Genomic DNA, 22,111 nt, shown 5'->3' on the forward strand with positions numbered 1-22,111 from the left:
CGAGAGCGAGGACGCCATGGCGAAGTCGGAACGGCAGCAGCAGGTCGTCGCGCTGATCGAGCAGCGTGGTGAGCTCCGCCTGGCGGACCTCGCGGGAGTCGTCGACGCGTCGGCGGTCACGCTGCGTCGGGACCTGCGCGAGCTCGCCGAGCGCGGTCGCATCAGCTACCTCCACGGCCTCGCCCGCGCCCGCTCCCGCCACACGCTCGAGCTCGCGTACGAGGAGAAGCGCCAGGTGGCGGTGGCGGAGAAGGCCCTCATCGGCCGGGCGGCCGCCGAGCTGGTGCACGACGGGGACGCCGTCGTCCTCGGGGCGGGCTCCACGACGCTCGAGCTCGCCCGCTGCCTCGTCGACCGGAGCGTGGAGGTGTGGACCAACTCGCTGCTCGTCGCGGAGGCCCTGGCCGACGCCCGGTCCGTGCGGGTGCGGCTGGCCGGCGGCGACGTCCGTGGCGCGGTCCGTGCCCTCGTCGGGTCGCGCGCGGAGCGCAGCTTCGCAGGCCTGCGGGCGCCGCTCGCGTTCCTGTCGGGGAACGGTCTGACCTGGGCCCGCGGGCTCACCACCCCGAACCTGCACGTCGCCGAGATCGACCGGGCGATGGCTGCTGCGGCGGTCGAGGTGGTGGCGCTGGTCGACCACACCAAGGTCGGCGTCGAGTCGTTGATCACCACGGTCCCGACGGCACGGCTGGCACGGGTGGTCACCGACCGTGCCGCCCAGCGCTGCGGCGAGCTCGAGCAGCTGGTGCGCAGGGGCGTCCGGGTGCAGCTCGTCGACTGAGCGCCCCCGGCAGCGCGGGTGATCGTGCGGCCGATCAGATGATCACCCGTCGCTCGGGGAGGACGACGAAACGCTCACCCCCGGGCGCATCTGTGGCCGCTCGCGGCCGCACGGGGGCAGCGTCGCCCTGGACCACCCCTGGCCCGCGACCGCGGGCCACCGATCAATGACGATGGAAGTAGGGGATCTCCGTGGGTCAGACGTTCCGACGTGTGGTGTCCGCGTTCGTGGCTCTTACCGCCTCCGCCGCGATGACGACGACGTCCGCGGCGGCGGCGTCGCCGCCCGGCAGCCCGGACCGGGCCGGGGGCGCCGCCGCGAGCGAGAAGCTGCCGCTCGCGCCGACGCCACCGCTGGGCTGGAACAGCTGGAACACCTTCGGGTGCGACATCGACGCGCAGCTCATCGAAGACACGGCCGACGCGATGGTGGCCTCCGGGATGCGCGACGCGGGTTACGAGTACGTCAACATCGACGACTGCTGGATGGCGCCGGAGCGTGACGCCGACGGCAACCTCGTGCCGGATCCGGTGCGGTTCCCCGACGGCATCGCGGCGGTGGCCGACTACGTCCACGCCCTCGACCTCAAGCTGGGGATCTACTCGTCCGCGGGGACGGCCACCTGCCAGGACCTCCCGGCGAGCCTCGGGCACGAGGTGGAGGACGCCCGCAAGTTCGCCGAGTGGGGCGTGGACCTCCTGAAGTACGACAACTGCCACAACGAGGGGCTGCCCGCCGCAGAGCGTTACAAGGCGATGGCCGACGCCCTGCTGGCGTCGGGCCGGCCCATCCTGCTGTCCATCTGCGAGTGGGGCGCGAACGACCCGTGGTCGAGCTTCGGCCCGGAGCTGGGCCAGATGTGGCGCACGACAGGCGACATCACCGACACGTGGGGCAGCGTGATGGGGATCCTCGACCAGCAGGTGGGTCTCGAGGCGTACTCCGGGCCGAACGCGTGGAACGACCCCGACATGCTCGAGGTCGGGAACCCGGGGCTCACGGAGGACGAGTCGCGGGCCCACATGAGCCTGTGGTCGCTCCTCAACGCGCCGCTCATCGCGGGGAACGACCTGCGCGACATGCCGGACTCCACCCTCGCCATGCTCACGAACCCTGACGTCCTCGCGGTCAACCAGGACTGGGGCGGGATCCAGGGGCACAAGGTCGCCGACGACGGGGACCAGGAGGTCTGGGTCAAGCCGATGTCGGACGGCGGGGCGGCCGTCGTCCTGCTGAACCGCGGCAAGGGCGGCGCCGCCATGGAGACGAAGGCGGCCGACCTGGGCCTGTCAGGTGCGGACGCGTACCGGGTCACGGACGTGTGGTCGCACGCCGTGACGCAGACGCGAGGCGCTGTGCGGGCCTCCGTGCCCAGCCACGGCGCCCGCATGTTCGTCGTCGAGCCGGGGCGTCCGGCCGAGGACCACCCGGCCATCACCGCGGCCGTCGACGCAGGAGGCTTCGCCGCCCCGGGGAGCGACGTGACGGCGACCGTCACGGTGACGAACGACGGGTTCACGCCGGTGCGCGACCTCACGCTGCAGGTCGCGGCCCCGGACGGCTGGGCGGTGCGCGCCGACCAGGCGAAGCCGGTGGTCGTGCCGCCGGGCGACGCGGTGACACGGAAGGTGGTCGTGAGCGTTCCGGTCCAGGCGACCACCGGCACCTACGAGCTCGGCGTCGAGGCGGACTACACCACGGTCGACAAGGAGGCGCAGCACGTCTCGGGCACCGGGTCCGTCGCCGTGGCGACCGCCCCGCGCGGCGAGCGCTACGTCAGCGACCTCGAGCCGGTGAGCGCACAGGTGGGCTGGGGCGACCTGGGCGTGGACGAGAGCACCGACGGCAACCCGATCACCCTCGGGGGCACCCGCTACGAGAAGGGGGTCGCGGCGCACGCGGCGTCGGAGGTGGAGTACTACCTCGGCGGGGTCTGCTCGGCCTTCACCGCCGATGTCGGCATCGACGACGAGGTGGGCGACCGCGGGACGGTCACGTTCACCGTCCTCGGCGACGGGAAGGTACTCGACGAGACCGGGGTCGTCACCGGAGCCGACGACGCGATCACCGTCGACGCCGACCTCGCCGGGGTCGAGCTGCTCACCTTGCGGGCCGGGGTGGGCCCCGAGGGGAGCGACAACTACGACCACGCCGAGTGGGCGGACGCCCGGGTCTCCTGCGCCGGTCCGGTCGCGTCGGTCGGCGTCGACCCGCAGGGCACGGTCGAGGTAGGCGCCGGCTCCACGGTCGACGTCACCGGGACGCTCACCGTGAGCGACGGCACCGCGACCGACGTGCGCCTCGCCCCGTACGCGCCGTCGGGCTGGACGGTCGAGGGAGAGCCGGCGACGGCGGACCGTCTCGCCGCGGGGGAGTCCCTCGCCGCCACGTGGAGCGTCGCGGTCCCGGCCGACGCCGAGCCGGGGGTGGTGGAGATCCCGCTGGTGGCGACCTTCACGGGCGAGGATTCCGCCGGTCTCGTCGTCGAACGGGGCACGGCGCGGGTCTCCGTGCTGCCGGACGGGTGGCTGCTCACCCGTGAGGCGGAGGCCGCCCAGAACACGCGGGGCGGCGCCGCGCGGGTGGTGGCGTGCGGGGCGTGCTCCGGCGGCCAGAAGGTGGGGTACGTCGGTTCCGGCGCCGCCAACGACCTCACCCTTCCTGGGATCGAGGTCGCGGAGGCCGGCGAGTACGGACTGGTGGTGGACTACCTGGTGTCCGGCACACGGACCGTGGACGTGAGCGTCAACGGAGGGCCGGCACAGACGCTGACCCTGACCGGCGGCTCGTTCAGCACGCCGGCGAGCACGATGGCACGGGTGCGTCTCGACGCGGGGGAGAACGTCGTGCGCTTCTTCAACGACGCGGCGTACGCCCCCGACCTGGACCGCATCGCGGTCACCCGATAGCCCGGTCGCCCGACGGACGAACGGCGGGGGCGCCACGCACGGTGCCCCCGCCGACGTGCTCAGATCCCGACGAAAGGAAGCTCGATGACGAGTTCTCGCAGACGCCGCTCGTGGAGGGGTGTCGTTCCGTGGGCCGTGGCCGCCGTGCTGGTGGGTCCGGGGCTCGCAGCTCCGGCCGCCGCGACGGATCCGTCGGCGGGGCTGCCGGTCGGCGACGAGTTCGACGGCGCGTCGCTCGACCCCTCCGTCTGGGAGGTGGTCCGGCCCGACGGCGCGGCGCTGTCGATGGCCGACGGCGCCCTGACGATCGACGCCCTGCCCGGGGACCTCTACGGCGGGACGAACACCGCGAAGAACCTGGTGCTCCAGCCGGCTCCGGCGGAGCCGTGGGAGGTGACGACCACCATCGACTTCGCGCCCACCTCCTGCTGCCAGCAGGCGGGCCTGCTGCTGTACACCGACGACGGCAACTACGCGTCCCTCGCCTTCTCCGGGCGGGCCGGCGGGGCCGGGCGGGTGTTCTTCCTGCGCGAGGAGCGCGGGACGCCGTCGGTCCCCCGGCCGGTGGACAGGCCGCTCGACCAGTGGCCGACCCGGTACTCGCTCCGGCTGACGAGTGACGGGGACTCGATCACGGGGTCCTACTCCGCAGACGGTGAGGTCTGGACGGAGATCGGCGTGCCGGTTGCGGCGGCGAGCTACCGGAAGGTCGGGCTCTTCGCCATGGCGGGGACGGCGGGCGCGGCGGTCGTCCCGGCTCGCTTCGAGAGCTTCACGGTGGCGGAAGGACCGGAGCCGCCCCCGCCGCCGCAGGCGGAGTCGACCGTCCGCCCGATCGACTGGACGGCGCTCGGCGACGAGCACCTGACCGGCGTCGACGCCGTCCCCGCGGAGATCCTGGGCAGCTCGAACGAGTACGCGCTCACCACGTGGTGGCGGCAGAAGTTCGCGGGCCAGCCCGAGGGGTACCTGTCGTTCGGGGGCACCGGGGAGCACCAGATCAGGCCCGTGGCGGCCGAGTCGCTGGCCCTCGCGACGGCGATCGCGACCGGCAGCTACGACCCGGCCGTGACCGGGGTGCCGGTCGAGGAGGCAAGGGCGCGAACCGCGCGCCTCGTCGGCTCGCTGGCGCACGCCCACTACGGCAACCGTGGCGGCGGGTGGAGCGGACCGACGTCGTGGCAGGGCGCGCTGTGGGCGGCACTGACGGCGCAGGCGGCCTGGCTGATCTGGGACGACCTGGACGCCGGGGCACGGCGCGAGGTCGAGGTCATGATCGAGACCGAGGCGGACCGCTTCCTCGACTACGAGGTGCCCTACTGGACGGCTGCCGACGGCACGGTCCTCTCGCCGGGCGACACCAAGGCCGAGGAGAACTCGTGGAACTCCATGCTGCTGCAGGCGGCGACCGCGATGATGCCCGACCACCCGCGGCACGACGCCTGGATGGCGAAGAACGTGGAGCTCCTGCTCTCCGCCCACGCGAAGCCGTCCGACGTCGCCGACGCGACCCCGGTCAACGGCCGGCCGCTGAACGAGTGGATCGACGGCTGGAACGTCGAGGAGGACGGTCGCGCGTACAACCACGACCGGCTCCACCCCGACTACATGGCCACGATGGTGCAGCAGCTGTACGCGGGGGTGACGTCGACCCTGGCGGGCCGACCCACGCCCGCGGCCGCGCTGCACAACATGGAGCTGCTGTACGGAAACTTCGTGGACCGTGACTACCCCGCACCTCCCTACGTCGCGCCCGGCGGCACGATCTACCGACCCGGCTCCGGCGCGGTCTACTACCCGGAGGGCACCGACTGGGGACGCTCCCGGCGCCTCCAGTTCGTCGCCGTCGACGCCATGTCGGCGGCGTTCGGCGTCGACCGGGCGGCGAGCCGTGACGGCCGGTACTGGCTGGCGCTGCACGGCGCGGACGCGCTCGCCATGCAGGGGCGGTCCGACGACGGTCGCACGTACCTCGCCGGTGACGACGACACCTACGCCGGCCGCGAGGAGTGGGTAGCGATGCACGCCGCCTGGTCCGTGCTCTCGCTGTGGACGGTGCAGAACGGGGACTTCCGGGTGTCCGACGCTCGGGCCGAGAGTCTCGACGATCTCGTGCCTCCCGAGATCTCGTCGGTCGTCGAGGGCCGCCCTGCCCCCGGCGGTGCTTACTGGCGCGGCGCGACCCTCGCGCTGACGGCGGTGGACGACGACGCCGGCGTCGCGGGCCTGGAGCTCCGGACCCAGCGCGACGAGCGCTGGCAGCGGTACGACGAGCCGCTCGAGCTGAGCCCTGGCGTGTGGGACGTCGAGGTACGCGCGACCGATCGGAACGGCAACGTCGCGACGACGACGCTGGAGCGCCTGCGGATCGTCGGCCCCGGGAAGTAGCGACGGCGGTCGTGACGGGGGCCTGAGGGCCGCGGGGGAGGGGACCCCGCGGCCCTCAGGGTCGAGGTCGGCGGCTCAGGACGCCGAGCAGGTGACCTTGGGCCACGTCCAGTCCCCGCCGTGCATCACGGTGAAGCCGAACGACGTCGACTGGCCCGCGGCCAGCGTCCCGTTCCCGGCCGGGCGCATCGTCATGACCTTGCCGGACGAGTCCCAGGTGGGCGTGCCGTTCCAGGTGGCGCTGATCCGCTGGCTGGAGCTGACGGTCACGGTCGAGGTCCACGACGAGATGTTGCCGTTGGCCGTGACGGTCACGGTCCCGTTGAAGCGGTCGCCCCACTTCTGGCCCTCGGAGTAGGTGGCGGTGCAGCCGCTGCCGCCGGTGGGCGGCGGCGTGGTCTCGCCCGGGTCGGGGTCGCCGCCGCCGGGGACGCCCTCGCCGCTGTTGAGGACGTTCAGGACCGAGGTGTAGGCGGCCTTCTTCTGGCCGTTGCCGTCGAAGAGCAGCGGGGTGCCGCTCGCCCGCCACGAGTCGGAGTCGCGCACGCCCCACACCGTGATGCCCGTGCAGCGCGAGACCGCGAGGCACGCCTGCGTGACGCCCTGGTACTGCTCGGCCTGCGAGCTGCCGGAGCCCTCGATGTCCAGCTCGGTGATCTGGACGTCCACGCCGAGGTCGGCGAAGTGCTGGAGCGTCTCGTGGTAGTTGTTCGGCACCGGGTTGCCGCTGTTGAAGTGGGCCTGGAAGCCGACGCAGTCGATCGGCACGCCGCGCGCCTTGAAGTCCTTGACCATGGTGTAGACGCCCTGCGTCTTGGCGTGGGACCAGTTGTCGGTGTTGTAGTCGTTGTAGCAGAGCTTCGCGTTCGGGTCGGCGGCCCGGGCGGCACGGAAGGCGGCCTCGATCCAGTCGTTGCCGGTGCGCTGGAGGTTGGAGTCGCGGCGGGCGCCGGAGGTACCGTCCGCGTACGCCTCGTTGACCACGTCCCAGGCGTAGACCTTGCCCTTGTAGTGCGTGGCGACCTGGGTGACGTGGTTGAGCATCGCCTGGCGCAGCTGCGAGCCGCTCATGTTCTGCATCCAGCCCGGCTGCTGGGAGTGCCAGGCCAGCGCGTGACCGCGCACCCGCTTGCCGTGGCTGGTGGCCCAGTCGAGGATCCGGTCACCGGAGGAGAAGTTGAACTGCCCCTGCTGCGGCTCGGTGGCGTCCATCTTCATCTCGTTCTCGGCCGTGATCATGCCGAACTCGCGGTCCGCGATCGTCGTGTACTGCGAGTCGCCGAGCTTGCCGGCGGCGATCGCCGTGCCGAAGTAGCGGCCCTGGTCGGACGCCGCGGCGTGCAGCGTGCTCCCGGCGGCCTGTGCGCTCAGCGCCGTCGCGGCGAGGATGCCGATCCCGGCCACGGCCGCCCCTACGGACGCGCGCCATCTCTTCGTCGTGCGCTTCATCGATCCCATCCTTCGTTCGAGCCTGCTCATCCTTGAGTGGTGCTCGGCCACGAGGCCTCGTCATCGAGCGGTCGGGGTCGCCGACGACCCGAGGCTAGATAGAAAACGTTTTCGATACAACCCCTGCGGGTGAATCTCTCGTCGCGAGGGCGTCGAGGGCGGCCGTACCTCGGGCGCTGGCGGCGGCGCCGATCAGCGGGCGGAGCGCTCGCCGAGGCCGAAGCGGTCGTGCGGGTCGATGTGCGCGAGGACCTTGTCGAAGGCTCCGGCGAGCGTGCGGACCTCGTCCGGATCGAGGTCGTCGAAGACGTCCTGGAGCACCGTGCGCGCGTGGCCGGGGGCGCTCGCGACGACCTTCCGCCAGCCGGCGTCGGTGAGGTGCGCGATCGTCGCGCGACGGTCGTCCGGCGCGGTGCAGCGCTCGACGTAGCCGCGCGCCTCGAGCCGGCGGGCCACGTGCGAGAGGCGGGGGAGCGTGGCGCTGGTGAGGCGGGCGAGCTCGGTCATGCGCAGGTCGCGACCGGGCGCCTCGGACAGCATCGCCAGCACCATGTACTCGAAGTGGGTGAGGTCGGCGTCGCGGCGCAGCTGCTGGTCGAGCGTGGCGGGCAGCAGCTCGATCACCGCCTGCAGCCGGAGCCAGGTGCGCATCTGCTCGGCGTCGAGCCAGCGCGGCTCGTCGTCGGCCGCCGTCGCGGGCCGGGTCGTGGTCACGTGTTCGCCTCCTGGTCCGTCACCCTCCGAGTGAAAGTTGACGCTACAACTATAGCGGTCTATGTTGGTTGTAGCGTCAACCAAATGGGTCGACGACGGAACCTCAGGAGGAACCATGGCCACCATCAGCATCCTCGGCACCGGGAACATGGGCTCCGCGATCGCGGGCCTGGCGCTCGCCGGCGGGAACGACGTCCAGGTCGTCGCGCGCGACGTCACCAAGGCCGCGGCCGTGGACCCGGCGGTCACCGCGACGGCCTTCGGCGAGCCGCTCACGGGCGAGATCGTCGTCCTGGCGCTGCCGTACCCCGCGCTCGACGACGTCGTCGCGACCTACGGCGACCAGCTCGCCGGCCGCACCGTCGTCGACCTCACCAACCCGCTCGACTTCGCGACGTTCGACGCGCTCGTCGTGCCGGCCGACTCCTCGGCGGCGGCCGGGCTGGCGGCGAAGCTCCCCGGCGCGGCCGTCCTCAAGGCGTTCAACACGAACTTCGCCGCGACGCTCGTGACCGGCACCGTGGGCGACGTCCGGACGACCGTCCTCGTCGCGGGCGACGACGCCGACGCCAAGGCCGCGTTCGCCGCCGCGTTCGACGGGTCCGCCGTCCGCGTCGTCGACGCCGGCTCGCTCAAGCGCGCCCGCGAGCTCGAGGCCCTCGGGTTCCTGCAGCTCACCCTCGCCGCAGGGGAGAAGACGCAGTGGACCACGGGGTTCGCGCTGCTCTGACCCTCGTCACCCCCAGCACCAGGAGCCGATCATGACCCGCACGTCCGACCTCCTCGCGGCCGAGACCGCGATGGGCGCCGTCACCCTGCACGTGGGCGACCTCGGCGCGATGAGCGCCTACTACCGCGAGGCGATCGCGCTCGAGGAGATCCCCGCCCTCGGCGCACCCGGCCGGGTGGTGCTGGGTCGCGGCGGCGTGCCCGTCGTCGCGCTCCAGCACACGCCGGGGCTGCCGGCCGCGTCCCGGAACCAGGCCGGCCTGTTCCACACGGCGGTCCTCTTCGACACGGAGGAGGCGCTCGCCTCCGCCGTCGCGCACGCCGCGCAGCACCCGCTGTCGCGGTTCGCGGGAAACGCCGACCACTGGGTCTCGCGAGCGTTCTACTTCACGGACCCCGAGGACAACGGGATCGAGCTCTACTGGGACCGGCCGCGCGAGGTCTGGCAGCACGACGGCGGCGACCGGGTGGCGATGGGCTCCGACTGGTTCGACCCGCAGGAGTTCCTGCAGCGGCACCTCACCGAGGGCGCCCTCGCCGGGGCCACCGAGCAGGCCGCGCAGGTGGGGCACGTCCACCTGCAGGTGGGCGACATCCCCACGGCGCAGAAGTTCTACGTCGACACCCTTGGCTTCGAGATCATGGCGACGTTTCACGGCGCCCTGTTCGTCGCCGCCGGCGGGTACCACCACCACATGGCGATGAACACCTGGAACAGCGCCGGCGCCGGGCCGCGGGCCGCCACGCTCGGGCTCGGGCAGGTGGCGCTCACCGTCCCGACGCGCGACGAGGTCGGGGCGCTCGCGGACCGGCTGAAGCACGCCGGCGTCGCGGCGCGCGACGACGGCCGCACGCTGCGCTTCGACGACCCGTGGAACACGCTCGTCGAGGTGTCGGTGGCCTGAGCGCAACCGGCGCGGCCTGATGTTGTGAGCGCGATTGAGGGGACTATCCGAGGCCGGATAGTCCCCTCAATCGCGCTCACAACATCGGGCGGGATGGATCGTCAGCGGAAGACGACCGTGCGGTGGCCGTCGAGCAGCACGCGGTGCTCGGCGTGCCACCGCACGGCGCGCGCGAGGGTGCGGCGCTCGACGTCCTCGCCGATCGCGACGAGGTCCGCGACGGCGCGCGAGTGGTCCACGCGCTCGACGTCCTGCTCGATGATCGGGCCCTCGTCGAGGTCGCCCGTGACGTAGTGCGACGTCGCGCCGATGAGCTTGACGCCGCGGTCGTGGGCCTGCGCGTAGGGGCGCGCGCCCTTGAAGCTCGGCAGGAACGAGTGGTGGATGTTGATGACCTTGCCCTCGAGGTCGCGGCACAGCTCGTCCGACAGGATCTGCATGTACCGGGCGAGGACGACCAGCTCGACGTCGAGCTCGGCCACCAGCTCCCGCAGCCGGTCCTCCGCCTGCGCCTTCGTGTCCTTCGTGACCGGCACGTGGTGGAACGGCTTGCCGTAGAACGCCGCCATGTCCGCCAGGTCCGGGTGGTTGCCGACGACGCCGACGACGTCCACCGGCATGCCCTGGTAGCGCTCGCGGTACAGCAGGTCCACCAGGCAGTGCGGCGCCTTGCTGACCAGCACCAGGGTGCGCAGGCGGCGGCCGACGACGTCCAGCTCCCAGGTCATGCCGAACAGCTCCGCCACCGGCGCGATCGCGGCCGTCAGCGCGGCGCGCGCGGCCGGCTCCTCGACGTCGAGCGCCACCTGCACGCGCATGAAGAACAGGCCCGACGCCGGGTCCCCGAACTGCTGCGACTCGGTGATGTTGCCGCCGTGCTCGGCCAGCACGCCCGCCACGGCGTGCACGATCCCGGGGCGGTCGGGGCAGGAGAGGGTCAGCACCCATTCGGTCGTCACCCGCCCATTGTCCCCGACCGTGCCGGGCGCGCGACGACACGTCCGCCGTCCGTCTGCCACGATGTCCCCATGAGCGAGGCACCCGGCACCGACGCCCAGGACGTCCAGCAGGAGAGCGACGACGCGCTGCGGATCGCGCTGGTCGACGACGACCAGGCGGGAGAGCTGCTGACGTTGCGGCGGGCGGCGTTCGTCAGCGAGGCGCAGCTGTACGACGACCCGCACATCCCGCCGCTGACGCAGACGCTGCACGAGCTGCGCGAGGACATGGCGCGCGACGACGTCGTGACCGTGGGCGCGTGGGAGGGCCACCGCCTGGTGGGGTCGCTGCGCCTGGAGATCGAGGGGCCGAAGGCGACGCTCGGCCGGCTCGCCGTCGCGCCGGACCAGCAGGCGAAGGGCATCGGCACGTCGCTGATGTTCGCGATCCTGCAGTTCCTGCCGTCCGAGGTGACGGAGGTGTGGGCGTTCACGGGCAAGGACTCGAAGAAGAACCTCGCCATGTACACCAAGCACGGGTACGAGGAGCAGTACGACCGCGCCGCGGGCAAGCTCACCCTGACGTACCTGCGTCGGGTGCTCGACGAGGTCGACGCGAGGAACGCGGCGCAGGAGTCATGACCGACGCCGGCGGGCAGGCGACGCGTCCTCGGTCGCGGCGCCCGTCCATGGCCGACGTCGCGGCGGTGGCGGGGGTCTCGCACCAGACGGTCTCCCGGGTGCTCAACGACCACCCGAGCGTGCGCGGCGAGACCCGCGAGCGCGTGCTGGACGCCATCTCGGCCCTCGGCTACCGGCGCAACAGCGCCGCCCGCGCGCTGGCGACGGCGCGCTCCACCACCCTGGGCGTGGTGACGACCGGCTCGGCGCTGTTCGGCCCGACCAGCACGCTCATCGCGATCGAGGGCGCCGCCCGCGACGAGGGCTACTTCGTCTCCGTGGCGACGCTGCGACGCTACGACGCCGAGGCGATGCACGAGGCCCTCGAGCACTTCATGGACCAGGGCGTCGAGGCGATCGTCGTCATCGCGCCGCAGGACGACGTCGCGGCTGCGGTCGAGTCCTTCCGCGCCCCGGTCCCAGTGCTCGTCGTCGCGGCGCTGGAGAAGGTGCCGCGCGAGGCCGGCACGACGGCGGCCGGCCCGACGACGCTGTCGCTCGCCGTCGACCAGCGCGCGGGGGCGCGCGCCGCGACCGAGCACCTGCTCGACCTGGGGCACGGCGACGTGCTGCACGTCGCCGGGCCGCAGGACTGGTTCGACGCCCGCGAGCGCGCCGCCGGCTGGCGCGAGGCGCTCGAGGCGCGGGGGATCGCACCGAGCCGGCCGCGGTACTGCTCCTGGTCGGCCGAGGACGGCTACGCCGCGGGTCGTGACCTGGCGGAGGCGGTGGTGGCCCACGAGGGTCCGACGGCGGTGTTCGCCGGGAACGACCAGCTCGCGCTCGGCATCCTCCGCGCCTTCTGGGAGCGGGGCGTGTCCGTGCCGGACGACGTGTCCGTGGTGGGCTTCGACGACGTCGCCGGCGCCGCCTACTTCGTGCCGCCGCTGACCACGGTGCGCCAGCCGTTCGGGGTGCTGGGGGAGCGCAGCGTGGCGATGGTCGTCGCGGCGCTGGCCGATGCCAGCGTGCCCACCGAGCGGATCGTGCCCGAGCTCGTGGTGCGCTCCAGCACGGCGCCGCCGCCCGCACGCTGACCGCGGGCCCGTTGACCGCCGTCGTGACGGCTGGGTAGATTCGGCGCGTTCGCAATTCTACATCGTTGTAGAGGAGACACGATGCACCGATCCCTCAGGCGGGCCCGCGCCGCGGCCGCCGGGGTGCTCACGACGGCGCTGCTGGGGGCCTCGCTGGTCGCCGCCACGACCGTCGGCCCCGCCACCGCCACCCCCGGCGCCGACGCGTCCGGCGCCGTCGAGCGGGGTCGCCCGGCGGCGACCGCCCCGACCGGCGGGCTGTCCGTCACCGGCGAGACGTCGCCCGTGCACGACCCGGCGCTCGTCGTCGACGACGACGGCACCTGGCGCGTGTACACGACGGGCCTGGTGAACCGGGAGAACGGCGGCACGATCCAGATGTGGTCGAGCCACGACGAGGGGGTGACCTGGGCCTACGACGGCACCGTCTGGGACGAGATCCCCGCCTGGATCGACGAGCGATTCGCGGCGGACGGCGACGGCACACTGCCCGACAACCTGTGGGCGCCGGAGGTGTACGAGCACGACGGCACCTACTACCTCTACTACTCGGCGTCGCGCTTCGGCACGAACACGTCGGTCACGGCCCTCGCCACCAACACGACGCTCGACCCGACCGACCCCGACTACGCGTGGGTCGACCAGGGGCCGGTGATCAGCTCGCCGAACGACATCGCCGGCGGCAAGACCTTCAACGCCATCGACGCGGGCATCGTCGAGGGCGCGGACGGCACCCCGTACATGGCGATCGGCTCGTTCTGGTACGGCATCTTCCTCGTGGAGCTCGAGTGGCCCACCGGCAAGCTCGCGGACGGGGCGCTGGAGAACGCCACGCACCTGGTGGACCGCATGATGGCGGGCAACCCGGTCGAGGCGCCGTACATCGCCGAGCACGACGGCTGGTACTACCTGTTCGTGTCGTTCGACCGGTGCTGCCAGGGGCTCGACAGCACGTACCAGGTGGCGGTCGGGCGGTCGCGCGACGTCGCCGGGCCGTACGTCGACCAGGACGGCAAGGACCTGGCCGACGGCGGCGGCACGGTGCTGCTCTCCTCGCACGGCGCGGTGGTGGGCCCCGGCGGCCAGTCGGTGTCCGACGGCGTCCTCGCCTTCCACTACTACGACGGCGCGAACGCCGAGATCCCCGGCTTCCCGACGCTCGGCCTGCAGCGACTCGGGTGGGAGGACGGCTGGCCCGTCGTGGACCAGACGGTCGAGGCGCCGGCAGTCACGGCGGACCCGCGCGACGTGACCGTCCGCGGCAACCGGCCCGCGACGTTCGAGGTCGCGGTGACCGGCGCGCCGGTCCCCGTCGTGACCTGGGAGATCTCCGACGACGACGGCGCCACCTGGTCGGCGGCCCCGGTCGCCGCGACGCGCGCCACGGGCGGCACCGCGCGCTGGACGCTCAAGCACGTCGGGCGCGAGCCGGACGGCCGGCTCGTGCGAGCCGTCGTCGCCAACGCCCACGGCGACGTGCGCAGCGAGCCGGCGCGGCTCTCCGTCCTGCACGGTCACTAGCACCGGGAGGCATCGAGCGTGCTGACGTGATCCTCATGCGTCGAGAATGAGGATCACGTCAGCACGCTCGATGCTTGGTGCGGGCTTGGGCGCGCGCCATGTGAGCGCTAACATGAGGTGACCACGACGACGCCCGGAGGCCGGGCAGGGACGGAGCAACGATGACGCAGGCGGCGCAGCCGGACGACAGGTCCGCGATCCGGGACGCCATCGCGGAGGGCCGCGCCTCGCTGGGCATCGAGCTCGGCTCCACCAACATCAAGGCGTGCCTGATCGGGCCCGACCACGCGCCGATCGCCAGCGGCTCGCACGGCTGGGAGAACGAGCTGGCGGACGGCGTGTGGACCTACTCGCTCGACGCCGTGCACGCGGGGCTGCAGGGCGCGTACGCCGCGCTCGTGGCCGACGTCGAGGAGCGCTATGGCGTCCGCCCCACCACCTACGCGGCGCTCGGCGTCTCGGCGATGATGCACGGCTACCTGCCGTTCGACGCCGACGGCGAGCTGCTCGTGCCGTTCCGCACGTGGCGCAACACCAGCACGGGGCCGGCGGCCGCCGAGCTGTCCGCGCTGTTCGGGTACAACATCCCGCTGCGCTGGTCGATCGCCCACCTGTACCAGGCGATCCTCGACGACGAGCCGCACGTGCCGCAGGTCGCGTCGTTCACCACGCTCGCCGGCTACGTGCACCGGGCGCTGACCGGCCGGCACGTCCTGGGCGTCGGAGACGCGTCGGGCATGTTCCCGATCGACCCCGCCACCGGCGACTACGACGCGCGGATGCTGGAGCAGTTCCGGCACCTCGCCGCCGCCAAGCGGCCCGGCCTGCACGTCGAGGGCCTGCTGCCGCAGGTGCTCACCGCGGGCGAGGACGCCGGCCGGCTCACCGCCGAGGGCGCCGCGCTGCTCGACCCCACGGGCAGCCTCCGGCCCGGCGTGCTCCTGTGCCCGCCCGAGGGCGACGCCGGGACCGGCATGGTGGCGACGAACTCCGTCGCCCCGCGCACCGGCAACATCAGCGCGGGCACGTCGATCTTCGCGATGGTCGTGCTGGAGAAGCCCCTGACCTCCGTGCACCACGAGCTCGACCTCGTCACCACCCCCGCCGGCGACCTCGTCGCGATGGTGCACTGCAACAACGGCGCCAGCGAGCTCGACGCGTGGGCCGGTGTCTTCGGCCAGTTCGCGGCCGCGCTCGGGCAGCCGGTCGAGCCCGACGCCGTCTTCGGCGCGCTCTTCGCCGCGGCGCTCGACGGCGCCCCCGACGGCGGCGGGCTGCTCGCGTACAACTACCTCGCCGGCGAGCCCATCACCGGCCTCGACGAGGGCCGCCCGCTCGTGGTGCGCACCCCCGACAGCCGCCTCACGCTGGCGAACTTCGCGCGCACGCAGCTCTACGGCGTGTTCGGGACGCTCGCGCTCGGCATGCGCGTGCTGCACGGCGAGGGCGTCGCGATCGACACGATGTTCGCGCACGGCGGCCTGTTCAGGACCGCCGGCGTGGCCCAGCGGCTGCTGGCCGGCGCGATCGACGCCCCCGTGGCCGTCGGGCAGACGGCGGGGGAGGGCGGCGCCTGGGGCATCGCCGTGCTCGCCGCGTACGCCCGGACCCGCGCGGAGGCCGACGGCGGCGCCCCGGCCCTGGACGCCTACCTGGCCGAGCGCGTCTTCGCCGACGCCCGCCTCGACGTCGCCGAGCCTGCCGCCGACGACGTCGCCGGCTTCGCCGCCTACCTGGAGCGGTACTCCGCCGGCCTCGCGGTCGAGCGCGCCGCCACCGCCGCCCTCTGACGACAGCCGCTCGTCGACGACCCGTCCCCCCGCACTGGAGAACCCCATGAGCACCCCCACCGAGGTCCCCGCGCACCTGCGCGCCGCCGTCGACGCCGCCAAGGAGAAGGTCGCGGCCCTGCACGCCGAGCTGCCCCGCTGGGAGCTCGTCGTGTGGACCGCCGGCAACGTGTCCGAGCGCGTGGTGAACCCGGACGGCGACGACCTGCTCGTCATCAAGCCGTCCGGCGTCGCCTACGACGACATCACCCCCGAGTCCATGGTGGTCTGCGACCTGGACGGGAACCTCGTCGAGGGCGACCGGTCGCCGTCGTCCGACACCGCGGCGCACGCCTACGTGTACTCGCACATGCCCGAGGTCGGCGGCGTCGTGCACACGCACTCCACCTACGCGACGGCCTGGGCCGCCCGCGCCGAGGAGATCCCGTGCGTGCTCACGATGATGGCCGACGAGTTCGGCGGCCCCATCCCCGTGGGCCCGTTCGCGATCATCGGCGACGACTCCATCGGCCGCGGCATCGTCGAGACGCTGAAGGACTCGCGCAGCCCCGCCGTCCTCATGCGCAACCACGGCCCCTTCACCATCGGCAAGGACGCGCGCGCCGCGGTCAAGGCCGCCGTGATGTGCGAGGAGGTGGCCCGCACCGTGCACGTGTCGCGCCAGCTCGGCGAGCCGCTGCCCATCGCGCAGGAGCACGTCGACTCGCTCTACGCCCGCTACCAGAACGTCTACGGCCAGCACTGAGCCGGTCGCCCCGACCCAGCCCCGCACCAGCCACGCACCAGACCGTGATCCAGGAAGGACACCCATGAGCAAGCCGTACGCCGACCGCGAGGTCTGGTTCTTCACCGGCAGCCAGGACCTGTACGGGCCCGAGACGCTGGAGCAGGTCGCAGCGCAGTCGCAGGAGGTCGCGCGGGCCCTGGACATCTCGTCCGACGTGCCCGCGAAGGTCGTCTGGAAGCCCGTGCTCAAGGACTCCGGCTCCATCCGCCGCGCGATGCTCGACGCGAACGCGGACGACAAGGTGCTCGGCGTCATCACGTGGATGCACACGTTCAGCCCGGCGAAGATGTGGATCTCCGGCCTCGACGCGCTGCGCAAGCCGCTGCTGCACCTGCACACGCAGGCGAACGTCGAGCTGCCGTGGGCGGACATCGACTTCGACTTCATGAACCTCAACCAGGCCGCGCACGGCGACCGCGAGTACGCCTACCTGGCCACGCGCCTCGGCGTCGCGCGCACCACCGTCGTGGGGCACGTGTCGAACCCGGCCGTGACCCGCCGCGTCGGCACCTGGGTGCGCGGCGCCGCCGGCTGGGCTGCCACGCACGAGCTCAAGCTGGTGCGCTTCGGCGACAACATGCGCAACGTCGCCGTCACCGAGGGCGACAAGACCGAGGCCGAGCTGCGCTTCGGCGTCTCCGTGAACACGTGGGGCGTCAACGACCTGGTCGAGGCCGTCGAGGCCGTCGACGACGCCGCGGTCGACGCGCTGGTCGCCGAGTACGAGGAGCTGTACGACGTCGTCGCCGAGCTGCGGAAGGGCGGCGAACGGCACGAGTCGCTGCGCTACGCGGCCCGGCAGGAGATCGCCATGGAGGCGTTCCTCGTCGAGCGCGGCGCCAAGGCGTTCACCACGAACTTCGAGGACCTCGGCGCGCTGCGCCAGCTGCCCGGCATCGCCGTGCAGCGCCTCATGAGCAAGGGGTACGGCTTCGGCGCCGAGGGCGACTGGAAGACCGCCGTCCTGGTGCGCGCCGCGAAGGTCATGGGCGAGGGGCTGCCCGGCGGCGCCTCCCTCATGGAGGACTACACCTACGACCTCACGCCCGGCTCCGAGCTCATCCTCGGCGCCCACATGCTCGAGGTCTGCCCGTCCCTCACGACGTCGAAGCCCCGGGTGGAGATCCACCCTCTCGGCATCGGCGGCAAGGAGGACCCGGTCCGCATGGTGTTCGACGCCGACGCGACCGAGGGCGCCGTCGTCGTCTCGCTCGCGGACATGCGCGACCGCTTCCGCCTCACCGCGAACGTGGTCGACGTCGTCCCGCCGACGCAGGACCTGCCGAACCTGCCCGTGGCCCGCGCCGTGTGGGCGCCGCGCCCCGACTTCACCACCTCCGCCGAGGCGTGGCTGACCGCCGGCGGCGCGCACCACACGGTGATGTCGACGGCGGCGGGCCTCGAGGCGTTCGAGGTGTTCGCGAACATCGCCCGCACCGAGCTGCTCGTCATCGACGAGGACACCACGCGCCGCGGCTTCGCCGACCAGGTGCGCTGGAACCAGGTGTACTACCGCCTCGCCCAGGGGCTCTGAGCACGACCACCGGCGGGTGCCCGGCGGTTCGGTAGGCTGACGCCGCCGAGCCGCCGGGCCGGCCGGTGGACGCATCCCGTGGAGGCCCCGCATGGCGAGTCCCGCCGACAAGCCGAACATCCGGCAGGTCGCGCAGCTCGCCGGTGTCTCGCACATGACCGTGTCGCGGGTGCTCAACGACCACCCGAACATCCGCGAGGCCACGCGGCGCCGCGTCGAGGAGGCCATCGAGCAGCTCGGCTACCGGCCGAACATGGCGGCCCGCGCGCTGGCCACCCAGCGCAGCCGGCGCATCGGCGTCCTCGTCGAGAGCGCGGCAACGTTCGGGCCCACCAGCACGCTGTACGCCGTCGAGTCCGCCGCCCGCGCCGCGCAGTACGAGGTCAGCTCGGTGCTGCTGCACGCCGGCGAGGAGATCACGCCGCAGGAGGCGGTCGACCACCTCATCGCCCTCGGCGTCGACGCGCTGTGCGTCGTCGCGCCCCGGTCGTCGTCGATCGCCGCGCTCCGTCGCATCGACGTCGGGGTGCCGGTGCTGGTGGTCAAGCCCGACAAGGACCCGACGTTCCTCACCGTGACGGTCGACCAGCAGGCGGGGACGGCGCTCGCCGTCGACCACCTCGTCTCGCTCGGGCACCGTGACATCCTGCACCTCGCCGGCCCGCTCGACTGGCTCGACGCCCGCACGCGCGAGCGGTCGTTCCACGCGCGGGCGAAGTCGTGGGGGCTGCGCGAGCGCCCCATCGTCGTGGGGGACTGGACGGCCGACTTCGCCTACGACTTCGCGCGCGGGATCCGCGAGCTCCCCGAGTACACGGCGATCTTCGTCGCGAACGACGACATGGCGGTGGGCCTCGTGCACGGCCTGCACGACCGCGGCTTCTCGGTGCCCGACGACCTCAGCGTCGTCGGGTTCGACGACATCCCCCTGGCGCGCCACGTCATCCCCCCACTGACGACGGTGCGGCAGAACTTCCACGCGCTCGGCGTCGCCGTCGTCGACGTCCTGCGCGCGGCGATCGAGGACCGGGAGATCCCGGCGGTGACCAAGATCGCCGCGGAGATGGTCGTGCGGGCGTCGAGCGCCGCGCCGAGGAAGGCGGACTGATGGCCTCGCCGTCCAAGGTGCGGGCGCCCGTGGTCGAGCTGCGCGGGATCACGGTGGAACGCTCGGGCGTGCGGGTGCTCGACGGCGTGGACCTTGCGTTGCGGCCGGGCGAGGTGCACGCCCTCATGGGGGAGAACGGCGCGGGCAAGTCCACCCTCATCGGCGCGCTCACGGGGACGCTGCCGATCCTGGCGGGGACGGTCGTGGTGGACGGCGTCGAGAGCCCGCCGACGAGCGTCGCGCAGAGCCGCGCGGACGGCATCGCGACCGTCTTCCAGGAGACGCACCTGAGCCCGCACCTCACCGTCGCCGAGAACGTGATGATCGGCCACGAGGTGCGCGGGCTGCTCGGCATCGACTGGGGTCGCACACGCGCGCGGGCGTCGGCCGCGCTCGCGACGCTGGGGCTCGAGGACATCGACCCGCGCGGCCCCCTGTCGGCGCTGTCGCCCGCCACCAAGCAGCTCGTGGCGGTGGCCCGGGCGATCGTGCTCGAGCCGCGCGTGCTCGTGCTCGACGAGCCGACGTCGAGCCTGGACGCGGACGAGGCCGCTCGGCTGCTCGGCGTCGTGCGCCGCCTGTGCGACCAGGGCGTCGCGGTGCTGTTCGTCTCACACTTCCTCGAGCAGGTCTTCGAGGTGAGCGACCGCATGACGGTGCTGCGCGGCGGGCGGGTCGTCGCCGAGTTCCGGACGGCGGACGTCGAGCGCGCCGAGGTGATCTCCAAGATGCTCGGGGAGGACATCGACGCGCTCCAGGCGCTGCGCTCGCAGCGGCTCGCGCACCACTACGCGGCCGCGGGCGAGCCGACGCTGCGCGCGTCGGACCTCGGGCGTCAGGGTGTCCTCGAGCCGACCGACCTGGAGCTGTCGCGGGGCGAGGTCGTGGGGCTCGCGGGGCTGCGCGGCTCCGGGCGCACCGAGCTCGCCAAGTTGATGAGCGGGGCGGAGCGCGCGGACCGGGGCGAGCTGTGGCTCGACGGCGTGCGGGTGCAGCTGCGCAGCCCGGCGGCGGCCCTGCGGCACCGGATCGCGATGTCCAGCGAGAACGTGCGGACCGACGGCATCGTCGCGGGGCTCACGGTGCGGGAGAACATCGTGCTGGCGCTGCAGGCGCTGCGCGGCTGGTCGCGGCCGCTGTCGCGCGGCGAGCAGGACGCCGTCGTCGACACCTACCTCGACGCCCTGCACCTGTCGCCGGACGACCTGGACCGGCCGGCGGGCGAGCTGTCCGGGGGCACGCAGCAGAAGGTGCTGATCGCCCGGCTGCTGGCCACGCGGCCGCACGTGCTGATCCTCGACGAGCCGACCCGTGGCATCGACATCGCCGCCAAGCTCGAGATCCAGCGCCGGGTGGCGCGCCTGGTGGGCGAGGGCGTCGCCGTCGTCTTCATCTCCTCCCAGCTGGAGGAGGTGGTGCGCCTCGCTGACCGCATCGTGGTGCTCAAGGACCGCGAGAAGATCGGCGAGCTGAGCAACGGGCCCGGGGTCACCGTCGACACCATCGTCGAGATGATCGCCGCCGACGTCGACGAGTTCGACGAGCCCGGTCCCGGCAACCCCTGATGTTGTGGGTGTGATCGTGGCCCCGTTCACGTCGAGAACGGGGCCACGATCACACTCACAGCGCTTTCGGGCGAAGTCCACCAACGCCGTTACGCAACCGTGACGTCGAATCGTGGAACGCCTCTTTGTGACCGGTCACATCTCCGCTATGTTAACGGTCACACAGGCGTTGCCGGAGGGTCAGAGCAGACCCACGGACCGGGCTCCCGGTCGGCCGGCGTCTCGAGGAGGAGATCATGAGCAAGAACTTCCGGCGTGCCGGAGCGGCGCTGTTCGCCGCGGCCCTCACCGCGGCCTCGCTGGTCGCGTGCAGCAGCGAGCAGGCGCCGCAGGGCGGCGGGGACGGGGGCGGCGAGTCGGCCGCGGCCTCGGACACGATCGTCCTCGGCTTCTCGCAGGTCGGGGCCGAGTCGGGCTGGCGTGCGGCCAACACGAAGTCCATCCAGGACACGCTCACCAAGGAGAACGGCTTCGACCTCAAGTTCTCCGACGCGCAGCAGAAGCAGGAGAACCAGATCCAGGCGATCCGGTCCTACATCCAGCAGCAGGTCGACGTCATCGCGTTCTCCCCGGTCGTCGAGACCGGCTGGGACGCCGTGCTCGAGGAGGCCAAGGCCGCGGGCATCCCGGTGATCCTCACCGACCGTGCCGTCGACTCCGAGGACGACACCCTCTACGAGTCGTTCATCGGGTCGGACTTCGTCGAGGAGGGCCGCCGCGCGGGCGAGTGGGCCAAGGAGCAGTACGACGGCGAGGGCTACAAGGCCGTCGAGCTCCAGGGCACCACCGGCGCGGCCCCGATGATCGACCGCCAGAAGGGCTTCGCCGAGGCGATCGAGGGCAGCGACATCGAGATGATCGACTCGCAGACCGGCAACTTCACCCGCACCGAGGGCAAGCAGGTGATGGAGGGCTTCCTGCAGAAGTACGACGACATCGACCTGGTCTTCGCGCACAACGACGACATGGGCCTGGGAGCGATCGAGGCCATCGAGGCCGCGGGCAAGGTGCCGGGCAAGGACATCAAGATCATCACGGTCGACGGCGTCAAGGACGGCATGCAGGCGCTCGCCGACGGCAAGATCAACTACATCGTCGAGTGCAACCCGCTGCTCGGCCCGGACCTCGCGGAGATCGCGAAGAAGGTCGTGGCCGGCGAGGAGGTCGAGAAGCGCATCGTCACGCAGGACGAGGCCTTCGACCAGGAGGCGGCGAAGGCCGCGCTGCCGGACCGTCAGTACTGACGGTCGGTACGCTCCACCGAGACCCGCGGTG

General features: G+C 72.6%; 17 protein-coding genes. 14 read left to right on the forward strand and 3 right to left on the reverse strand.

Translation table 11 applies throughout. The features are described 5' to 3' along the window. The first annotated feature begins 16 nt into the window (after positions 1-16). The 3 genes from ACQP60_RS01115 to ACQP60_RS01125 all read left to right on the forward strand — a co-directional run bounded on the left by ACQP60_RS01115 (position 17) and on the right by ACQP60_RS01125 (position 6,078). Positions 17-781 (forward strand): DeoR/GlpR family DNA-binding transcription regulator, encoded by a 765-nt coding sequence (locus ACQP60_RS01115; protein WP_429727984.1) that lies wholly within the window; start codon positions 17-19, stop codon positions 779-781. 191 nt (positions 782-972) lie between these two features. Next, the gene (locus ACQP60_RS01120) at positions 973-3,690 is read left to right on the forward strand and encodes an NPCBM/NEW2 domain-containing protein (RefSeq protein WP_429727985.1); all 2,718 of its coding nucleotides are present in this window, start codon (positions 973-975) and stop codon (positions 3,688-3,690) included. Between the two features lie 135 nt (positions 3,691-3,825). Then, entirely contained in the window at positions 3,826-6,078 is a 2,253-nt protein-coding gene (locus ACQP60_RS01125) for a beta-xylosidase family glycoside hydrolase (protein WP_429727986.1), read from the forward strand. A 75-nt stretch (positions 6,079-6,153) separates the two neighbouring features. On the opposite strand, the gene ACQP60_RS01130 is transcribed toward ACQP60_RS01125, so the two are convergent. Further along, positions 6,154-7,536: a glycoside hydrolase family 10 protein gene (locus tag ACQP60_RS01130; protein ID WP_429727987.1), complete on the reverse strand. Its 1,383-nt coding sequence runs from the start codon at positions 7,534-7,536 to the stop codon at positions 6,154-6,156. A gap of 183 nt (positions 7,537-7,719) precedes the next feature. Next, entirely contained in the window at positions 7,720-8,241 is a 522-nt protein-coding gene (locus ACQP60_RS01135; protein WP_429727988.1) for a MarR family winged helix-turn-helix transcriptional regulator, read from the reverse strand. A 115-nt stretch (positions 8,242-8,356) separates the two neighbouring features. Here ACQP60_RS01135 and ACQP60_RS01140 point away from each other — a divergent pair, with 115 nt between their 5' ends. Both ACQP60_RS01140 and ACQP60_RS01145 read left to right on the forward strand, forming a co-directional pair. After that, positions 8,357-8,971 carry an NADPH-dependent F420 reductase gene (locus ACQP60_RS01140; protein WP_429727989.1) on the forward strand — a complete coding sequence of 205 codons (615 nt, stop codon included), beginning with the start codon at positions 8,357-8,359 and terminating at the stop codon, positions 8,969-8,971. Between the two features lie 31 nt (positions 8,972-9,002). Continuing rightward, positions 9,003-9,875: a VOC family protein gene (locus ACQP60_RS01145; RefSeq protein WP_429727990.1), complete on the forward strand. Its 873-nt coding sequence runs from the start codon at positions 9,003-9,005 to the stop codon at positions 9,873-9,875. Positions 9,876-9,976: 101 nt separating this feature from the next. Here the strand turns inward: ACQP60_RS01145 and purU are convergent, their stop codons facing one another. Beyond that, positions 9,977-10,834: a formyltetrahydrofolate deformylase gene (gene purU, locus ACQP60_RS01150; RefSeq protein ID WP_429727991.1), complete on the reverse strand. Its 858-nt coding sequence runs from the start codon at positions 10,832-10,834 to the stop codon at positions 9,977-9,979. A gap of 69 nt (positions 10,835-10,903) precedes the next feature. Between purU and ACQP60_RS01155 the strand changes: the two genes are divergently transcribed. From ACQP60_RS01155 to ACQP60_RS01195, 9 genes are all read left to right on the forward strand, one after another. After that, positions 10,904-11,455: a GNAT family N-acetyltransferase gene (locus tag ACQP60_RS01155; RefSeq protein WP_429727992.1), complete on the forward strand. Its 552-nt coding sequence runs from the start codon at positions 10,904-10,906 to the stop codon at positions 11,453-11,455. Continuing rightward, positions 11,452-12,531, forward strand: coding sequence for a LacI family DNA-binding transcriptional regulator (locus ACQP60_RS01160; RefSeq protein WP_429727993.1), 1,080 nt, complete (start codon positions 11,452-11,454; stop codon positions 12,529-12,531). The genes ACQP60_RS01155 and ACQP60_RS01160 overlap by 4 nt, the downstream gene beginning before the upstream one ends. 81 nt (positions 12,532-12,612) lie before the next feature. After that, positions 12,613-14,052 (forward strand): family 43 glycosylhydrolase, encoded by a 1,440-nt coding sequence (locus ACQP60_RS01165; RefSeq protein WP_429727994.1) that lies wholly within the window; start codon positions 12,613-12,615, stop codon positions 14,050-14,052. 161 nt (positions 14,053-14,213) lie between these two features. Beyond that, positions 14,214-15,842: a xylulokinase gene (locus ACQP60_RS01170; protein ID WP_429727995.1), complete on the forward strand. Its 1,629-nt coding sequence runs from the start codon at positions 14,214-14,216 to the stop codon at positions 15,840-15,842. 46 nt (positions 15,843-15,888) lie between these two features. Further along, positions 15,889-16,587: an L-ribulose-5-phosphate 4-epimerase gene (locus ACQP60_RS01175; protein WP_429727996.1), complete on the forward strand. Its 699-nt coding sequence runs from the start codon at positions 15,889-15,891 to the stop codon at positions 16,585-16,587. A gap of 64 nt (positions 16,588-16,651) precedes the next feature. Further along, positions 16,652-18,163 carry an L-arabinose isomerase gene (gene araA, locus ACQP60_RS01180; RefSeq protein WP_429727997.1) on the forward strand — a complete coding sequence of 504 codons (1,512 nt, stop codon included), beginning with the start codon at positions 16,652-16,654 and terminating at the stop codon, positions 18,161-18,163. Positions 18,164-18,254: 91 nt separating this feature from the next. Next, positions 18,255-19,271: a LacI family DNA-binding transcriptional regulator gene (locus ACQP60_RS01185; protein WP_429727998.1), complete on the forward strand. Its 1,017-nt coding sequence runs from the start codon at positions 18,255-18,257 to the stop codon at positions 19,269-19,271. Continuing rightward, complete coding sequence (locus ACQP60_RS01190; RefSeq protein WP_429727999.1) at positions 19,271-20,836, forward strand: sugar ABC transporter ATP-binding protein; 1,566 nt, start codon at positions 19,271-19,273, stop codon at positions 20,834-20,836. The genes ACQP60_RS01185 and ACQP60_RS01190 overlap by 1 nt, the downstream gene beginning before the upstream one ends. Positions 20,837-21,072: 236 nt before the next feature. Beyond that, the gene (locus tag ACQP60_RS01195) at positions 21,073-22,080 is read left to right on the forward strand and encodes an ABC transporter substrate-binding protein (protein ID WP_429728000.1); all 1,008 of its coding nucleotides are present in this window, start codon (positions 21,073-21,075) and stop codon (positions 22,078-22,080) included. Positions 22,081-22,111: the final 31 nt, after the last annotated feature.

Origin of the sequence: Isoptericola variabilis, assembly GCF_050311655.1 — a bacterium.
Classification (GTDB): domain Bacteria; phylum Actinomycetota; class Actinomycetes; order Actinomycetales; family Cellulomonadaceae; genus Isoptericola; species Isoptericola variabilis.